The organism is Mesorhizobium sp. WSM4819 (assembly GCF_055811215.1).
The window spans coordinates 54,554-72,220 of sequence record NZ_JBVVQO010000035.1; the positions used below are offsets into that span (position 1 = coordinate 54,554).

The window sequence follows — 17,667 nt, forward strand, 5'->3', positions numbered from 1 at the left end:
TTTACCGGACGTAAGAATGTTTGAAGCGTCGACGAAGGAGCGACGGTTGACCTGCGGGCATCGATCCCGATGATGGGGCCAGCGCGGGTGGCGTCCATAGAAGGGACTGTATATGACCCGCAAACTACCCTTATTCGCCGCGTTCGGCCTGGCGCTTGCTGCCCTGGCGGCGTGTGACCAAACTCAATCGGGAGGAACGCAGGCGACAACCGCTGGCCAATTGCCGCCGCCTCCAGCCGACACGATGACGCCGGCACCCGCAACCCCGCCAGCTCAGACAGCCCCTGTTCAGTAACAGATCGTCGTTTTCAAAAAGGAACCCTTGCCCCGAGAGGCGGGGGTTCGCTTTTGGCATTTCAGCTGCGAAGCGGTGCGGCATGACTGATGCCGCGCTTGTCGTTCAGGGACCGAACATCACAAGCTCGGTGAACGACAGATCTCCAAGCGAGGGTGGTCTGGGACCCCTAAAATATTTCAGCCCGCTGTTGGCGCGGTACCACCCGAACAGACCTCCAATCGGCTCCCTGGCGTCGACGACGCAAAGCAGGATGCCGCTTCGCAAGAGAAAGCGCCCGATGGCACCGGCGAACCGGCTCAAATCCGCGAGAGAGCGGCAATAGACGATCTGATAGGATGGGATAAGACCGCGCAATATCCGGCGCGGCATCAATACGAAAGGAAACGCTGCTCCGTCGCAAATGCAAATCAATGACCGGCAGCCAAGTGCTGAGTGTTCCGAGAGTATGTACCTCTCGCTGTCGGACAGCATCGCCATTTCCGCAAGATCGGGACGAGCTTCAAGGACGCGACATGACCGCTGCGACGAACTAAAAGCCGGCAAGAAGGCAAATTGTCCTGTGGTGAAGGGCCGAAAACCGAGCGCCCAGTTGGCTTTCAACGTTGCGGGCGCCGGCGAAATATTGGTGTAGGTCACGTCCCTTCGCTTGAGAATCGTCGTGACCAATTTGGCGCCATAGGGACGGAATTCTGCGTCGACGGACCAGCTTGAAAGGTTGCAGCGGACTTCGTCGCCTTCCTGCCCGGGATAACGGGTATACAGGGTCAGCACAACGCCGACGATCCGATCGGCCTTCTCCAAGGCCAAGCCGTATTGTGGGAACTCGGCGACGGGAGGCCGCTGCGCCAAACGGGTCAGCGCCTGTATCCAGTAACTTTGGTCACGCTTCGGAAACCCCCGGCACAGGCAGTCGACCACTCCTTGCCAATCTGCTTCGCGAATTGGTCGACAGCGAACGCCAGGAGGGAGAGCGCCAAGCACGGCCATAAGTCGACTTCCAGAATAGGCTAAAGCGCGCTGCGGCTGAACGGATCCAATGCGACGCGCTTTAAGTTCTTGTTTTTATGCATGTCGTAATCGCAAAAACGCTGCGCAGCCTCGGGTCAGGCCCGAGGGCATGCTTTTGCGCGACATGCATCTTCGATATGCCTCATACGCTAACACGTTGGTGTATGACGATTAATAATATGTGCCGTAATTAAAGACGACTTTCTGCACTGATCACGAAGACGCAATCAGAGTGGCCACGACGCGTCGACGAGCGGTTCTCGTCGGTTAAGGATTCGTTAACCAAATCCCTATCTACTGGTCGGCAATTCACCTCCAACCCGTGACCACGGATGTACTGGCGCGGTCGAGGTGGAAGGAAAGGTCGGCCATGTGCCGGCCTTTTTGTCTCGAGGGCTATTGTTCCCGGGAAGCCGCGGCTTCAAGCGCAACGGCACGCTGATCGGGCCGCCGATTCAGCCAAGCGTTGTTCGGTGGCGTCACCTCGAGCGATCGGACCGGTTCACCAGATATCAGTGTTGCCCGCGTCTCGCATCCACATGGCGTGCCAATTCCGGCGTCTCGAAGACGTAGTCGCTCCAGGCCGATTCCGGAATCTGACCGGCCAAATAGCATTCCAGCAAAAGTCTTTGCTCAGCTGAGGGGTCTCGGCGCGCGCTCATGGTCCAGTGTCAGTGGGTGAAACAGGTTTCTGGGCGATTGAAACAGATTTTTGGTGAGTTCCGAGACATTGAAGTGAATCGACATGTGTTCGGTCTCCTTTGACCATCCAGCGCCAAGGGATCGGGATCGATCTCTGCTCCGCTGCCCTTCGGTTCGGAAAGGACCATGCGAACGCCACAGCATGGTTTGTGCGTCCAAAGCGACGCGCGGCGTTGCAATGGCTGTTTAACGTCGAAGGCCGGATAAGGTTCAACGCGGCTGCCGGCAACGCCGATCAGGCAGCCCGAAACCCACCAGTCGGCTCATGCTCTCGGCCTGCGCGGACCGAACCGCTGCGGCAGCTGCGCAGCAACATTTTTTCGGGGCGCGCACCTTTTAGCTGCCAGCGCTTGAATGCCGGCTGGCTATTCGCAGACCATGCGGACCCGTTTTCCGGGTTGGCTGACGTTCCTGCAGGTGAGCGGTTTCGCCGGCTCGGATGACGGCATCGGCGGCTGTTTGGCAATCCTGGCGATTTTCCTCCTCGGCGCCGCGGAGGTGCCGATTTTGCGGGCCGCCGCTGTTTCCGGCGTTTCGGGCGCCGCAGGAAAGACATCGGTCTGCAGCAACTGCGGCTGTTCGGCTTGCGCCTGCTGCTGCGGCCGGTCCCAGAACCGCCGGACATCGAGCGGCCTTGGAATGACGACGGTGCCGTCGTAGCTGCGCGAGCAGCCGCCCCCTAGCAGCAGCATCGGGCACACGAAAAAAGGCAGGATCCGTCGCAACATCGGCAACACCCTTGCGGGATTTATAACGCGGCTTCGGTTCTACCGACAACCGTCGGAATACACTGCGGGCAAGGCTAGCGCATGACCCGGAGAATCGGAATCGATTTCGCTGGGGATCATGCGCAAAAATCAAAGTGCCGCAGCGTCCCTGGCGCGACTTTGGCGCGATTGGGGGCGGGCATGGACGATTGCCTGCCCAAGCCCATCAGCCCTAAGCCCATTAGCCCCAGGCGGCGTCTTGCTCGAAAAGGTCCGCGGACGGGGAAATCCACGCGCGGCATAGCCACGTCAGCCTGTCGGGTCCAGCCGATTCGGCGACGCGTTGCGACAAGACTATGGTGCGATCGCACCATACCAAAGCATGCGTCCGGTTGGAACAATAAGCGCATTCGAGTTCCGCTCCTCCAGTTACGGGCGGGAGCAGCGACCGCCGGCAAGAAGCAGGGTCAGATTTACCCCAACGGACCTGCTTCGGCGATGGCACGGCCATGACCTCCTTGGCCGCATGCAACGCGCTCCCGCCCGGATTTTCTTTTTCGGCGCCAATTGTTCGCCCGTCCAGGCAAATGCCGGCCGCAATTCGCGCAAGCTGCTGATTCCAGCGGCAAACCACGGCTGTACCGGCGAGACCCGCGGCCCTTCCTTTTGACAGGGCTGTGCGGCGGTTACCGGGCTGACATCAAACTGTCATGTGACTGTAATAATCGGGGGCTATGGCCTCAGCGGGCGCCGAAGGAATGGCGCCGAGAGACCATTTTTCCGAACAGGAGCAGGCCACATGAAGAAATTCCTCCTTACGGCGTCGGCCGCGGCGCTTGCGCTCGCCGCGTCGGCTGGTTATGCCGCCGCGCGCGACCAGATTCAAATCGTTGGTTCGTCCACAGTGTTCCCCTTCACGACGGCTGTCGCTGAAAAGCTCGGCCAGAGCGGAAAGATCAAGACCCCGGTCGTCGAGTCGACTGGCACCGGCGGCGGCATGAAGCTGTTTTGCCAGGGCGTCGGCGAAAATACCGCCGACTTCACCAATGCCTCGCGCGCCATCAAGGACAGCGAGCTTAAAACCTGCAAGGCAAACGGCGTGACGCCGGTCGAAATCAAGGTCGGCTTCGACGGCATCGTACTGGCCAACTCGAAGGCAGGGACTGTCGTCGATCTGACCAAGGAACAGGTTTTCAAGGCGCTCGCCAAGAACGTCGCTGTTGACGGCAAGGTCGTCCCCAACCCCTACAAGAACTGGTCGGATGTCGATGCATCGCTTCCCGCGACAAAGATCGAGGTGCTTGGCCCGCCGCCGACATCCGGCACGCGCGATGCGTTCGTCGAACTCGTCATGGATGCGGCCTGCCAGGAAGAAGTGAAGGCGGCTAATGAAAAGGGCTGCGGCGAGATCCGCGAAGACGGCGCTTTTGTCGAAGCCGGCGAAAACGACAATCTGATCGTCCAGAAGCTGGAAGCCAACCCCAATGCCTTTGGCGTCTTTGGCTTCTCGTTCCTTGACCAGAACGCCGACAAGCTGCAGGGCCACAAGGTCGACGGCGTCGAGCCGACTTTCGAGAACATCGCATCCGGCGATTACGGCGTTTCCCGCTCGCTCTTTGTCTATGCCAAAAAAGAGCATGTCGGTGTCATCCCCGGCATGCAGGAGTTCATCGCCGAGTACACCTCGGATGCTGCATGGGGTCCTGATGGTTATCTGGCCGACAAGGGCCTGATCCCGCTGCCGGACGCCGAGCGCGCCAAGTCGGCCGACAACGCCAAGGCCCTGAAGGGCATGGGCTCCTGATGTTTCGGGGTCCGAGCCTACCGCTCTGACCCCTCATATCCTAAAGCACAAAGCGCGGGATCTTAGGTCCCGTGCTTTGAGCCGGTGAATGACCGGCGGTCGAGGGGACGTCCCGAATCATGGTCGGTTATCTCGTTGTTCTTCTGGTGGTTCTGGCCGCTGCTGCCTATTGGCTCGGCCGGACCCGCGCTATTGCCAGCGTCAATGGCGACGTCGCGCGACTGCATTCGCTGCCTGGCCAGCATGGCATGTTTCTGGCGCTTTTTGCTGCCGGTCCCGCGCTGCTTGCGATCGTGTTGTGGTCGCTGGTGACGCCGGGAATTGAATCGTCGATCATTGCCGACCGCTTCGCCTCCGAGTTGTCGGGAATGGGCGTCCCGCAGGTCGAAGCTTTCATCCGAGACGCTCGCGCGATGGCCTTTGGCGGGCTTGTCGGCTTCGCCGACCCCACGAAAGAGGCGGCCGCCGCCCTCTACAAATCGGTCCATGCGACCAGCACCTGGATCATCTGGACCGTCGCACTCGTGCTTTCCGCGTCCGGATTTTACTGGGCCTATTCACGCATCGCACAGGCCTACCGGGCGCGCCACGTGGTCGAGCGCGTTCTTCGCGCATTCTTGATCGCCTGTTCGGTGGTCGCGATCCTGACGACGATCGGCATCGTCCTGTCGCTTATCTTCGAGTCGCTGCGGTTCTTCCAACAGGTGCCGTTCTACAAGTTCCTGTTCGGCACGCATTGGTCGCCGCAGAGCGCCTTCACCGGCGCGGGAGCCGAGGCCGGGGCGGTCAACGAGGACATTTTTGGCATGGTGCCGCTCTTTGCCGGCACGTTGCTCATCACCTTCATCGCCATGCTGGTGGCTGCGCCTATCGGGCTGATGGCTGCGATCTACCTTTCGGATTACGCCTCCAAAAGCGTCCGCGCGGTCGCAAAGCCGGTTCTGGAAATCCTCGCCGGCATTCCGACCGTCGTCTACGGCTTCTTCGCCGCGCTGACGGTTGCGCCCTACTTCCGCGGTATCGGCGAAAGCCTGGGCCTCAACGTCGCATCTGAATCCGCGCTCGCCGCAGGCGTGGTCATGGGTATCATGATCATTCCCTTCGTTTCCTCGCTTTCCGACGATGTGATCAACGCCGTTCCGCAATCCCTGAGAGACGGTTCTGCCGGCCTCGGCGCGACCAAGTCGGAAACCATCCGCAAGGTGGTCCTTCCCGCTGCCCTTCCGGGCATCGTTTCGGCGATGCTGCTTGCCGTCAGCCGCGCAATCGGCGAAACGATGATCGTGGTCATGGCGGCGGGGCTGGCGGCAAACCTCACGGCAAACCCGCTCGAAGCGGTCACCACCGTGACCGTGCAGATCGTGACGCTGCTGGTGGGCGACCAGGAGTTCGACAGCGCCAAGACGCTTGCAGCTTTCGCACTCGGCCTGGTGCTGTTCTGCATCACGCTTACCCTCAACATCGTCGCTTTGCGCGTCGTCCAGATATACCGAGAGCAATATGACTGATGCGATCTCGTCATTCGGCGCCGTCGGACGGCCGGTCAGCGTTCATACCGACGATGCCGCGAAGGCGCGGCTGAAGGGCCGCTACCGCACGGAAAAATGGTTCAAATGGCTTGGCGCTGCAGCTGTCGCGTTGGCCGGCTTGTTCCTTGTGCTGCTCCTGTCGACGATCGTCACGCAGGCGATTCCGGCGCTGCGGCAGAACTATGTGACGCTGCCGATCGATCTTTCAGCGGCCAAGGTCGACCCGGCGAAACTCGATGAAGTGAACTACGACGCCATCGCTCAGGAAGCGCTTACGGCAAAATTTCCGGATGTGAAGAGCCGCCAGGACAAGCGCCTGCTGCGCGGGCTGATTTCCACCGGCACAGGCGTGTTCCTGCGCAAGGATATTGCGGCTGATCCGGGGATGCTCGGAGGAACGGTGGACTATGCGGTTCCACTTGACGATTTTGCCGACCTCTATCTCAAGGGTTTGCTTGCCGACGTCGGTTCGGACGAAGCGATTTCGACAAGCGTCACGCCTTCGGGAACCAGCGGCGACATCGATCTGACCTTCGGCGACGATGCCATGCTGGCGCTGGCGCGCGGCCATGGTGCGACCGAGGGCGAAAACGGCATGTTTACGCTGACGAGCGGCGCGTCGTCGCTGCTGGTCGCGTTCAATGGCGGCACGGTCAAGCTGACCTCGCTGTCGCCTGCGGCCAACGGCACGGTGATCGCAAAAGGCACGGTGATCGAGGCGCTGGACAGCACGGCGCCCGCCGCGAGCGGCCAGGCATTCCTGCGCGTCATCGAGACGCCGGAAGCATCGCGAAAGATTTCGGACAAGGTGATCGTCTGGCTCGACACGCTGAAGAGCGCCGGCCTGATCGAAAGCCGGTTCAACTCGATCTTCTTCTTCACCGGCGCAAGCCGCGAGCCGGAATTGGCCGGTGTCTGGGGCGCGGTCGTCGGATCGTTCCTGACCATGATCGTAACCCTCGCCATCGCCTTCCCGATCGGCGTTTCAGCGGCGATCTATCTTGAGGAATTTGCGCCCAAGAACCGGCTGACGACGATGATCGAAGTGAATATCAACAATCTGGCGGCGGTGCCTTCGATCGTCTTCGGCCTGCTTGGACTTGCCGTATTCCTGAATTTCTTCGGCATGCCGCGCTCAGCCCCGGTGGTCGGCGGCATGGTGCTGGCGCTGATGACCCTGCCGATCATCATTATCGCCTCGCGCGCTTCGCTGCGCGCCGTGCCGCCGTCGATCCGCGAGGCGGCGCTTGGCATCGGAGCGTCCAAGGTCCAGACCGTATTCCATCACGTCCTGCCGTTGGCGATGCCGGGCATCATGACCGGCACCATCCTCGGAATGGCGCATGCGCTCGGCGAAACCGCGCCGTTGCTGATGATCGGCATGGTCGCCTTCATCGTCGACATTCCCGGCGGCTTCACCGATCCCGCAACGATCCTGCCGGTGCAGATATTCATGTGGGCGGATTTCCCGGAAGCGGGGTTCCAGCAGAAGACTTCGGCGGCGATTTTGATTTTGCTGGTGTTTTTGGTCATCATGAATGCCATCGCGGTGATACTGCGCAGGCGCTTCGAGCGGCGCTGGTAAGGAGTAGAGGATATGAACATCATGACGGAAGCCGGCGTCGAGCAGAAACTGAGCAGCACAACCAACGCCCCTTCGATCAAGATGAAGGGCGAAAAGGTCTCCGTTCACTACGGCGAGAAGCGAGCACTGTTCGACGTCGATCTCGATGTCCGCGAGCATCAGGTGACGGCGTTGATCGGCCCATCGGGCTGCGGCAAGTCGACGTTCCTGCGTTGCCTGAACCGAATGAATGACACCATCGATATCGCGCGGGTGAGCGGCAAGATCACGCTGGACGGCGAGGACGTCTACGATCCGAAAATCGATGTCGTCGAGTTGCGAGCTCGCGTCGGCATGGTATTCCAGAAGCCGAACCCGTTTCCGAAGTCGATCTACGAAAACGTCGCCTACGGTCCGCGCATTCACGGCCTTGCCAGGACCAAAGCCGAGTTGGACGGCATCGTCGAATCGAGCCTGAAGAAGGCCGGCCTGTTCAACGAGGTCAAGGATCGCCTGCTCGAGTCGGGTACCGGCCTGTCCGGCGGACAGCAGCAGCGCCTGTGCATCGCGCGCGCCATCGCCGTGTCGCCGGAAGTGATCCTGATGGACGAGCCCTGTTCGGCGCTCGATCCGATCGCCACCGCCCGCGTCGAGGAACTGATCGACGAACTGCGCCAGAACTATACGATCGTCATCGTCACCCATTCGATGCAGCAGGCGGCGCGCGTGTCGCAACGCACGGCGATGTTCCATCTCGGCTATCTGGTCGAGGAGGGCGCGACCGACAAGATGTTCACCAACCCGGACGACAAGCGCACCCAGGACTATATCACCGGCCGGTTCGGCTGAGCGGTCCGGCGAATTTCGAACACGAGGACAGCACCATGGGTGAACACACCGTCGCATCTTTCGACGAGGAACTGGAGCACATCGACAGGCTGATCCGCGACATGGACGAGCTTGCCGCCGCAATGGTCGCAGCCTCGATCCGCGCGCTGCTTGCGTCGGACAATGCGATGGCGCAGCGCGTCGTCTCGGACGACGCCATCATGGATGCGCGGCAGCGCGAGCTCGACGACAGCGCCATCACGCTGATCGCCAAGCGGCAGCCGATGGCGCAGGATCTGCGCGCCGTGGTTGGCGCAATCCGCATGGCCGGCGATCTCGAGCGCATCGGCGACCTGGCCAAGAACATAGCCAAGCGGGTCAGCGCAGTCGGGCAGAGCGCGACGCCGCATAATCTGTCGCACGGTATTGACGCGATGGCGGATCTCGTTCTTGTGCAGCTGCGCGGCGTGGTCGAGCACTATGTGTCGCGCGATGCCGGCGCGTTGAAGGAACTGCGCGCCGACGACCAGAAGATCGACGTGAAATACACGGCGGTTTTTCGCGAGCTCCTGACCTACATGATGGAGGATCCGCGCAACATCACCGCCTGCACGCACCTTCTGTTCTGCGCCAAGAATCTCGAGCGTATCGGCGATCACGTCACCAACATCGCCGAAAACGCCTACTTTGTCGTGACCGGGCAGCAATTGCCGGCGGATCGCCCGAAGCTCGACGAAACGACGATGTCGGCGCCGGCGACATGACAGGAGTGACCGGCCGATGATCGCGCCGCGCATCATGGTGGTGGAGGATGAAGAGCCGCTGGGCGTCCTCCTCCGTTATAATCTGGAATCCGAAGGCTATCAGGTCGAGGTGGTGACGCGCGGCGACGAGGCCGAAATCCGGCTGCAGGAAAACGTGCCCGATCTTTTGGTGCTCGACTGGATGGTGCCGGCGGTTTCCGGCATCGAGCTTTGCCGGCGGCTTCGGGTGCGCCCCGAAACCGAGCGGCTGCCGATCATCATGCTGACCGCGCGCGGCGAGGAGAGCGACCGGGTGCGCGGCCTTTCGACCGGAGCCGACGACTATCTGGTCAAGCCGTTCTCGACACCGGAATTCATGGCCAGGGTCAAGGCGCTGCTGCGCCGCGCCAAGCCGGAAGTGCTGTCCAGCGTGCTCAAGGTCGGCGACATCATGCTCGATCGTGAATCGCACCGGGTCTATCGCAAGAAGAGCGAGATCCGGCTCGGGCCGACCGAATTCCGGCTGCTCGAATTCATGATGCGGCACCCGGGTCGGGTCTTCTCGCGCAGCCAGTTGCTCGACAATGTCTGGGGCGAGACGATCTACATCGACGAGCGCACCGTGGACGTCCATGTCGGCCGGTTGCGCAAGGCGGTCAACAATGGTCGCATGCCCGATGTCATCCGCACCATCCGTGGCGCCGGCTATGCGATCAGGGAAGACTAGCTGATACCTGCGCTTCCGGCGTACCCCAGAGTACGCTCCGCTCCGGTTCTCGGAACCCACCATTCTCGACTCGGCCTGACCTGAATCTCAACACACCCCAAGTCGCGACCCGGGAATCCCTGCCTTCGGATTCAAGCCACGTTCTTTCCGACCGAGCCGGCTCGTGCCTGGATGCTCGGCGCGAAAATCTCCTGATCGACGAAGCTCAGCGCCCGCATGGCGCAGCCTTCGCGGATCAGCGGCAACTCATTCGGCTCGGTGTCGAAGGAAATCGAACCCGAATGCTGGCCGCCGGCGGTCTGGGCGATGGCCGCGCGCAGGGCCGGCTCGATCAGGTCGAAGGCGGCAGCGCTCGCGCCGACCATGGCCACCGGCGCAGGATCGATCAGCGCAAACAGGCTGCCGAGCCCGAAGCCGAGCGCCTCGCCGGCCTTGCGGTAGGCTTCGCGCTCCGGTCCGTCCATCTCGCGCGCCCGGGCCGCCAAGGCCCGCATGTCGGCGTCGCTGACATCGGCGACCGGCTCGGCGTTCTCGCTCAACAGCCTTGCGTTGCGCCAGATGGCGTAGTTGCCGGCATAAGCCTCGACGCAGCCGCGCCGCCCGCAGCGGCAAAGCGCGCCGCCCGGCCGATGGATCATGTGGCCGAATTCGCCGCCTGAGGAGTGGGTGCCGGTGAACAGCTCGCCCTTCAGCACCAGCCCCATACCGATGCCGTGCGAGAGCAGGATGGCGATGAAATCGTCGCGGTAGCGATCCGGATGGCGCCAGCGCAGCGCCACGGCCATCATGTTGCAGTCGTTCTCCATGATGGCCGGGATGCCGAACTCGCGTTCCAGAATGTCGGCGAAGGCGATGTTCGTCTGCGGCGTGATCGGCGACCACAACATGGCGCGCGCGTGGGAATCGGTGATGCCCTGGATCGCCAGCGCGATGCGGGCGACGCTTTGGACATCGAGGTCGGGATCTTCGAGCCGGCGCCGGACGATGGCGACACATTCGTCGATCAGCGCGTCACGCGACATGGTCAGCGTGTCCAGCCGGCGCTGTTCCTCGGCGACCACTTGTCCGGCATAATCGATGACGGCGACCGACAGGAAATTCAGCGACAACACGACGGCCAACACCGCAGCGGCTTGCGGATTGAGGCTGAGGCCGACCTGCGGCCGGCCGCGTTTCAGCGAAACCGTCTCGCTCGCCTTGCTCTCGGCCAGGATGCCTTCCTGGATCAGGTCGGCAGATATCGCCGATATGGTCGAATGGCTAAGGCCGGTGGTCGCGGCAATCTCGGTCCGCGACGGCTGGCCTGCGCGGCGCACGGCCGAAATCACCATCGCCCGGTTGCGCCGGCGCAGATCGTCATGACGGATTCCCACCGACATTTTTTGTTCCTCCTCATCGCCGCGGCCGCTCATGAATCGGAAGCCGTCGGTAATGTCCGACAAATACTGGCAGAAGCAGAAGGGGCTGTCATTATTATTCCGAGCCTCGAAAAAAAGACCGACAGGACGTCAAAATCCATCAGAATTGGTGTTGACAGTGCTTCGGCGTTGGACCAGTATTTTTTCGAGGCTCGAAAAAATAGGAGCCTTTGTGCCGGCCTTCGGGCCAGTTGGTCGCGCCCTACGCGGCGCAGGGAGGAATATCATGAAGAGATTCGCAGCCGCCATTCTGGCGGGGGTCGCCATGTCGCTGACGCTCGCGTCGGCCGCGCAGGCCAAGGACAAGGTCATTGGCGTTTCGTGGTCGAACTTCCAGGAAGAGCGTTGGAAGACCGACGAAGCCGCCATGAAGGCGGCGATCGATGCCGCCGGCGACAAATATATCTCCGCTGACGCGCAGTCCAATCCCGGCAAGCAGTTGACCGACGTCGAGAGCCTGATCTCGCAGGGCGCCAACGCGCTGATCATCCTTGCGCAGGATGCCTCGGCCATCGGTCCGGCGGTGCAGAAGGCGCTGGACGAAGGCATTCCGGTCGTCGGCTATGACCGGCTGATCGAGAACAAGGACGTCTTCTATCTGACCTTCGACAACCAGGAAGTCGGCCGCATGCAGGCCCGCGAAGTGTTCAAGGTGGCGCCGGAAGGCAATTACGTCTTCATCAAGGGCTCGGGCGCCGACCCTAATGCCGATTTCCTGTTCGCCGGCTCCATGGAGGTGCTCAAGGATGCCATCGACAGCGGCAAGATCAAGAATGTCGGCGAGGCTTATACGGACGGCTGGCTTCCCGCCAACGCCCAGAAGAACATGGAACAGTTCCTGACCGCCAACGACAACAAGGTCGATGCGGTGGTTGCCGCCAATGACGGCACCGCCGGTGGCGTCGTCGCGGCGCTGACGGCGCAAGGACTGGCCGGATCCGTCCCGGTTTCGGGCCAGGACGGCGACCATGCCGCGCTGAACCGCATCGCGCTCGGCACGCAGACCGTCTCGGTGTGGAAAGACGCGCGCGAGCTCGGCAAGAACGCTGCCGAGATCGCCTCGCAGCTGGCCGACGGCAAGCCGATGACAGATATTGCCGGCGTCAAGGACTTCACCACGCCCGGCGGCAATGTCGTCAAGTCGCTGTTCCTGACGCCGATTGCCATCACCAGGGACAATCTCAACGTCGTCATCGACGCCGGCTGGATCCAGCAGGAAGAGGTCTGCGCCGGCGTGGCAGCGGGCACTGTACCGGTCTGCAACTGATCCGCTTTCGCCAAAAAACCTGAGACGCCGCGGTTTCACGCCGCGGCGTTTTTTTCAAAAGAGTTGTTTTCCCGCGTCTCGCGGGTAACGTTTATGCTGCTTCCGGCATCCGCGGCAGACGGCAACGGTGGGAGGACATCATGACCGACACGACTTCCAACACGCCGGCTGCCGATCGGGCGCGTGAATCCGCGCTCAGCCCCTTCGGCCGCTTCCTCAAGGCAACCGAGCTCGACATACGCATGCTCGGCATGGTCGGCGCGCTGATGATCATCTGGGTTGGAATCCACATCCTGTCGGGTGGGCTTTTCCTCACGCCGCGCAATCTCTGGAACCTGTCGGTGCAGACTTCCTCGGTCGCGATCATGGCGACCGGCATGGTGCTGGTCATCGTGATGCGCAACATCGATCTTTCGGTCGGCTCCGTCGAAGGCGTGATCGGCATGGTGATGGGCGTTGCCCAGGCAGAATTCCTCGTCCGCGTCATGGGATTCCAGCTTGGAAATCCCTGGATATGGGTCATCGCATTGGCTGCCGGCGTGGCGCTCGGCCTGATGATCGGCGCGCTTCAGGGCTTCATCATCGCCTATCTCGAGGTTCCGGCCTTCATCGTGACGCTGGGCGGCCTGCTGATCTGGCGCGGCATGGCGTGGCTGATGACGAGCGGGCGCACGGTCGCGCCGCTCGATGCCACGTTCCAGCTGATGGGTGGCGGGCCGCGTGGCTCGATTGGGGCGACCGCGAGCTGGATCGTCGGCATTCTCGCCTGTGTGGCCGTCGCCTTGATGCTGCTCAACGGCCGGTCGCAGCGCAAGCGCTTCAAGTTTCCGTTGCGCCCGGTCTGGGCGGAGAGCCTGCTTGGTGTTGTCGCCTGCGCCGCCATCCTCGGCGCCGTCTGGATCGCCAATTCCTATCCCTGGCCGATCGGCATCGTTCGCCAATACGCCCAGCGGACCGGCATCACCATCCCCGAAGGCGGGCTGTTCATCGCCCATGGCATCGCCATACCGGTGCTGATCGCGGTCGCAGTCGGCATCGTCATGACCTTCATCACCCGGCGCACCCGTTTCGGCCGCTACGTCTTTGCCATTGGCGGCAACCCGGAAGCGGCGGAACTCGCCGGCATCAACACGCGCTGGGTGACCATGAAAGTGTTCATGATCATGGGCGTTCTGGCCGCGATCAGCGCGGCAATTGCTTCGGCCCGCCTCAATGCGGCGACCAATGCGCTGGGCACGCTGGACGAACTCTTGGTCATCGCAGCAGCCGTCATCGGCGGCACGTCGCTGGCCGGCGGCTCCGGCACGGTGCTCGGCGCCATGCTAGGCGCGCTTCTGATGCAGTCGCTGCAGTCCGGCATGGTGTTGCTCGGCATCGATTCGCCGCTTCAGAGCGTCGTCGTCGGCGCCGTGCTGGTCGTGGCCGTCTGGCTCGACACAGTCTACCGCAAGCGGGTCTGAGCATGATCCCGAGCCGAAGGTCCGCGTCAGCGAAAAGTGGACATCCGTTTCGGTCCAGCATCATGCTCGGCAAAACCATGGAAAGGAACGATCATGGCTGACACGACTGCTCCCACGCCACTGATCGATATGCGCAACATCTCGATTGCCTTCGGCGGCATTCGCGCCGTCGACGATGCGTCGATCGACCTTTTCCCGGGCGAGGTCGTGGCGCTGCTCGGCCACAACGGTGCGGGAAAGTCGACGCTGATCAAGATCCTGTCCGGCGCCTACAAGCGCGATTCGGGCCAGATCTTCGTCAATGGCGAGGAGGCTTCGATCGCTAATCCGCGCGACGCCAAGAAATACGGCATCGAGACGATCTACCAGACGCTGGCGCTCGCCGACAATGTCGACGCCGCCGCCAACCTGTTCCTCGGCCGCGAACTGATGACCGGCTGGGGCACGCTCGACGATGGCGCAATGGAGGCCGAGGCGCGCAAGGTGATGGGCAGGCTCAATCCCCGCTTCCAGCGCTTCAAGGAACCGGTGGTCAAACTTTCGGGCGGCCAGCGGCAGTCGGTGGCGATCGCGCGCGCCATCCTGTTCAACGCCCGCATCCTGATCATGGATGAGCCGACGGCGGCGCTGGGACCGCAGGAAACGGCGCAGGTCGGCGAACTGGTCATGCAGCTCAAGGCCGACGGCATCGGCATCTTCCTGATCAGCCATGACATCCACGATGTGTTCGAGCTTGCCGACCGCGTCTGCGTCATGAAGAATGGTCGGGTCGTTGGCACGGCGCGCACCGGCGACGTGACCCAGGACGAGGTGCTCGGCATGATCATTCTGGGCAAGTGCCCGCCCGGCGCCATTCCGGGACCAGGCGCGCTGAAGATCGCCGCCTGAAGCGCCAAATACCTGTCATGTGTGTGCCAGCCGTCATGATGGTTTGGCCGCGCCATTGTGTTGCCACGGGGACTTGCCCATAAGATGGGGAACCATGGGTCGCAGCCGCAGCTTGAAGAAGTTCTTCCCGATCGTCGCTTTCATCGCCGTCGCGCTGATCAGCCTGACAATGGCGGGATTCGCCTATTTCGCCACGCAGGAAGCGGCGCGCATCAAATTCGAGGCGACGGCGGACGACGCCCTCAACCGGATCGATAGCCGCATCGACCTGCATCTGTCGATGCTGCGATCGACACACGCACTGTTCGAGGCTCGCAATGGTGACATTTCGCGGAGCGAGTTCAAGGCGTTCTTCGATGCGCTGGGTATCAACGACAATTTCGCCGGCCTGCGCGGCATCGGCTTTCTCCGGCTGGTGAGAGCCGGCGACGAGGCGGCGGTCGAGCGTGCCATCCAGCACGACTATGGCGTCAGCGATGCGATCTATCCGGCCACGACAACGCTGCCATGGCGTGCGCCCATCACGCTGTTCGAGCCACTGGATCCTTCCAATCAATCCGGCATCGGCTACGACATGTTCACCGAACCGGCGCGGCGCGAGGCGATCGAAAGGGCGATGGCCGACAATCAGCAGCACGCAAGCGGGCGCGTGCAGCTAGGCCAGGAAACAGGTGCTGCGCAGACCTTCACCGGCTTCCTGGTTTTCGTGCGGCTCAACATCGAAACCGCGGCGGACGGCATCGATGCGTCGAGATCGTCGACAACAGGCTTTCTCTATGCGGCGTTCCGCGCCCGCGACCTGTTCCAGACCGCGCTCAGCCGGACGCCGCTGCTGCCGGTCAACATCGAAATCTATGACGGCAAGGTGGATGCCGACCATCTTTTGTTCCAGTCGGAAACGCCGCCGGCGTCGAGCTTCGGCGACAGGTTGCTGGTTTCTCGCGAACTCACCATCGCCGGACGTCCATGGACGGTCCTGTTCAGGCCGACAAGCGCCTTCTCGCAACCTTCCTCGCGCGCCATTCCGGTGATGCTCGGCCTGTTCGGACTGCTGCTCGCCGGAACGATCGCGCTGGTGGCCCGATATCAGGAGCGGGCCTATGACGCGGTCTCGCTGCTGCATGAGACGACGGAAAAAAGCCTGCTCGAAAAAGACCTGATGCTGCAGGAGATGAAGCACCGCATCAAGAACTCGATCACGCGGGTGCTGGCGATCGCGCGCCAGACGGCGTCGCACGCCACCGACGTCAACGAGTTCTCGTCCTCCTTTTCGGCCCGGCTGCAAGCGATGGCGGCATCCCAGGACATGCTGACGCGCTCGCGCTGGCAGAAGGCCGATCTTGGCGATCTCTTGCGCATCGAGCTTGGCCAGGTGTTCGGCAAGGAGCTTCCCGACGGGATATTGTCGGGGCCAGAGGTGTTGCTCGACGAGACGACGACGCAAGCGCTCGGCCTGACCTTTCACGAACTGGCGACGAACGCGCTGAAATATGGCGAAACCGGCAATTCGGCCATTACCAGGAACGGCGACTGGTCGCTCAAGGTCGACTGGTCGGTCGAAGGCCACAGGAGCGGCCGGACGCTGGTTCTCAACTGGCGCGAAGCCGGCCAGAAGAAACTCGAAGCACCTGTCAAGACCGGTTTTGGCACCAAGTTGATCGATTTGAACGTGACGCGCGAATTGCGCGGTACGATCAATCGCGATTTTCACGATGGCGGGCTGAGGGTGGAAATCAGGATCCCGCTGTCGGACTGAAAGGCTGGCGCAAACCGAGCGTTTTCGAAGTCGCCCAAATGCAGCGCCCCAAATAAACGGCCAAGTAAACAGAGACCGGCTCGTCCGGTCTCCGCTTCCAATGCCTCTTGCGTTTGAAACGGATCAGCAGCGCGCCGTAAACAGACGGCCACGGTTGTCGCGGTACTGGCAATAGCCATTGCGCAGGTTGCGCACCAGCAGGCCGGTACCGGCACCGATGGCTGCGCCCACCAGCGCACCCTTGCCGCCGTCAATCAGGCCGCCGGCCAGAGCGCCGACACCGGCGCCGACGCCGACATCCTGCTCGGTGGTGCTGCAACCGCTGACCGCGATTGCGGCAACCATGGCAATAATCATCTTCCGCATAGGGTCACTCCTCGCCTTTGTCCTCACTTGTAGCTCCGCCCGTCATTTATCACGCGAAAAAGCGTTTTGCCCTGCTCGATTTCATTGTTGGCTAAGAGAATCTTTTTCGGGGCGCGCGCCGCTCGAGGCGAGCTCGAGGTCGGAAATCTCCACGGAAGCGTCGAGCGTGCCGTCCGGGCGCACGTTCCAGACGATCTGGTCGTAATCATCCTCAAGTGCCGGATCGACGGAAAGGCATTTGGCAATGATGCGCGGAGCCTGACCCTGCACATCGCCCATGGCAAACGGACGCGCGGCTGTGCACTCCTGAGCGGTTTCGAAAACGCTCACCGATACGGGCAGTTCGCGGCACTCGGTCATCGTGTTCGAACAGCCGATGACCAGCAGCACGGCAGCGATATGTTCCATGGCGACGGTCCTCCCGCCATAGAACGGGCTACATCCGCCAAAGTTCCGGTGATGCGGGCTGGCGCGACCATGGAGCACAGGCCGACGACAGGCAAGGCTATCGCAGGTGGAAAGCCAAGGCTTTCGCTCTACGATGGACCCCCACCCCTAACCCCTCCCCACAAGGGGGAGGGAGACTTCCGTTGGCGCTGACC

General features: G+C 62.1%; 15 protein-coding genes and 1 pseudogene. 10 read left to right on the top strand and 6 right to left on the bottom strand.

The window, feature by feature from the left end; translation table 11 throughout:
- Positions 1 to 400: 400 nt before the first annotated feature.
- The 3 genes and pseudogenes from AC0L18_RS25535 to AC0L18_RS25545 all read right to left on the bottom strand — a co-directional run bounded on the left by AC0L18_RS25535 (position 401) and on the right by AC0L18_RS25545 (position 2,736).
- Positions 401 to 1,285, bottom strand: coding sequence for a hypothetical protein (locus AC0L18_RS25535; RefSeq protein WP_473494703.1), 885 nt, complete (start codon positions 1,283 to 1,285; stop codon positions 401 to 403).
- 533 nt (positions 1,286 to 1,818) lie between these two features.
- Positions 1,819 to 2,053 (bottom strand): annotated as a pseudogene (locus tag AC0L18_RS25540) (hypothetical protein).
- Between the two features lie 320 nt (positions 2,054 to 2,373).
- Positions 2,374 to 2,736 carry a hypothetical protein gene (locus AC0L18_RS25545; RefSeq protein ID WP_473494704.1) on the bottom strand — a complete coding sequence of 121 codons (363 nt, stop codon included), beginning with the start codon at positions 2,734 to 2,736 and terminating at the stop codon, positions 2,374 to 2,376.
- A gap of 778 nt (positions 2,737 to 3,514) precedes the next feature.
- Here AC0L18_RS25545 and AC0L18_RS25550 point away from each other — a divergent pair.
- The 6 genes from AC0L18_RS25550 (at position 3,515) to phoB (ending at position 9,910) form a co-directional block, all read left to right on the top strand.
- Positions 3,515 to 4,519 (top strand): PstS family phosphate ABC transporter substrate-binding protein, encoded by a 1,005-nt coding sequence (locus AC0L18_RS25550; protein WP_473494705.1) that lies wholly within the window; start codon positions 3,515 to 3,517, stop codon positions 4,517 to 4,519.
- A gap of 119 nt (positions 4,520 to 4,638) precedes the next feature.
- Positions 4,639 to 6,027 carry a phosphate ABC transporter permease subunit PstC gene (pstC, locus tag AC0L18_RS25555; protein WP_473494706.1) on the top strand — a complete coding sequence of 463 codons (1,389 nt, stop codon included), beginning with the start codon at positions 4,639 to 4,641 and terminating at the stop codon, positions 6,025 to 6,027.
- Positions 6,020 to 7,633, top strand: a complete 1,614-nt coding sequence (gene pstA, locus AC0L18_RS25560) for a phosphate ABC transporter permease PstA (protein WP_473494707.1) — start codon at positions 6,020 to 6,022, stop codon at positions 7,631 to 7,633. The genes pstC and pstA overlap by 8 nt, the downstream gene beginning before the upstream one ends.
- Before the next feature lie 12 nt (positions 7,634 to 7,645).
- The gene (pstB, locus tag AC0L18_RS25565; protein ID WP_473494708.1) at positions 7,646 to 8,461 is read left to right on the top strand and encodes a phosphate ABC transporter ATP-binding protein PstB; all 816 of its coding nucleotides are present in this window, start codon (positions 7,646 to 7,648) and stop codon (positions 8,459 to 8,461) included.
- A gap of 35 nt (positions 8,462 to 8,496) precedes the next feature.
- Complete coding sequence (gene phoU, locus AC0L18_RS25570) at positions 8,497 to 9,204, top strand: phosphate signaling complex protein PhoU (protein ID WP_473494709.1); 708 nt, start codon at positions 8,497 to 8,499, stop codon at positions 9,202 to 9,204.
- 16 nt (positions 9,205 to 9,220) lie between these two features.
- Positions 9,221 to 9,910, top strand: coding sequence for a phosphate regulon transcriptional regulator PhoB (gene phoB / locus AC0L18_RS25575; RefSeq protein WP_031254097.1), 690 nt, complete (start codon positions 9,221 to 9,223; stop codon positions 9,908 to 9,910).
- 131 nt (positions 9,911 to 10,041) lie between these two features.
- Here phoB and AC0L18_RS25580 read toward each other — a convergent pair whose 3' ends face one another.
- Positions 10,042 to 11,289, bottom strand: a complete 1,248-nt coding sequence (locus tag AC0L18_RS25580; protein WP_473494710.1) for an ROK family protein — start codon at positions 11,287 to 11,289, stop codon at positions 10,042 to 10,044.
- A 265-nt stretch (positions 11,290 to 11,554) separates the two neighbouring features.
- On the opposite strand from AC0L18_RS25580, the gene xylF reads away from it, so the two are divergent.
- From xylF to AC0L18_RS25600, 4 genes are all read left to right on the top strand, one after another.
- On the top strand, positions 11,555 to 12,595 hold the full coding sequence (gene xylF, locus AC0L18_RS25585) for a D-xylose ABC transporter substrate-binding protein (protein ID WP_473494711.1): 1,041 nt from the start codon (positions 11,555 to 11,557) through the stop codon (positions 12,593 to 12,595).
- A gap of 140 nt (positions 12,596 to 12,735) precedes the next feature.
- Positions 12,736 to 14,055, top strand: coding sequence for a sugar ABC transporter permease (locus AC0L18_RS25590; RefSeq protein WP_473494712.1), 1,320 nt, complete (start codon positions 12,736 to 12,738; stop codon positions 14,053 to 14,055).
- A gap of 93 nt (positions 14,056 to 14,148) precedes the next feature.
- The gene (locus tag AC0L18_RS25595) at positions 14,149 to 14,943 is read left to right on the top strand and encodes an ATP-binding cassette domain-containing protein (RefSeq protein ID WP_236368827.1); all 795 of its coding nucleotides are present in this window, start codon (positions 14,149 to 14,151) and stop codon (positions 14,941 to 14,943) included.
- A 112-nt stretch (positions 14,944 to 15,055) separates the two neighbouring features.
- Positions 15,056 to 16,699: a CHASE domain-containing protein gene (locus tag AC0L18_RS25600; protein ID WP_473494713.1), complete on the top strand. Its 1,644-nt coding sequence runs from the start codon at positions 15,056 to 15,058 to the stop codon at positions 16,697 to 16,699.
- Positions 16,700 to 16,822: 123 nt separating this feature from the next.
- Here the strand turns inward: AC0L18_RS25600 and AC0L18_RS25605 are convergent, their stop codons facing one another.
- Together AC0L18_RS25605 and AC0L18_RS25610 are read right to left on the bottom strand one after the other, a co-directional pair.
- A complete protein-coding gene (locus tag AC0L18_RS25605) occupies positions 16,823 to 17,065 on the bottom strand; it encodes a YMGG-like glycine zipper-containing protein (RefSeq protein WP_027153471.1) in 243 nt (80 codons plus the stop codon).
- An 81-nt stretch (positions 17,066 to 17,146) separates the two neighbouring features.
- On the bottom strand, positions 17,147 to 17,473 hold the full coding sequence (locus AC0L18_RS25610; protein ID WP_287050966.1) for a hypothetical protein: 327 nt from the start codon (positions 17,471 to 17,473) through the stop codon (positions 17,147 to 17,149).
- Between the last annotated feature and the right edge of the window lie 194 nt (positions 17,474 to 17,667).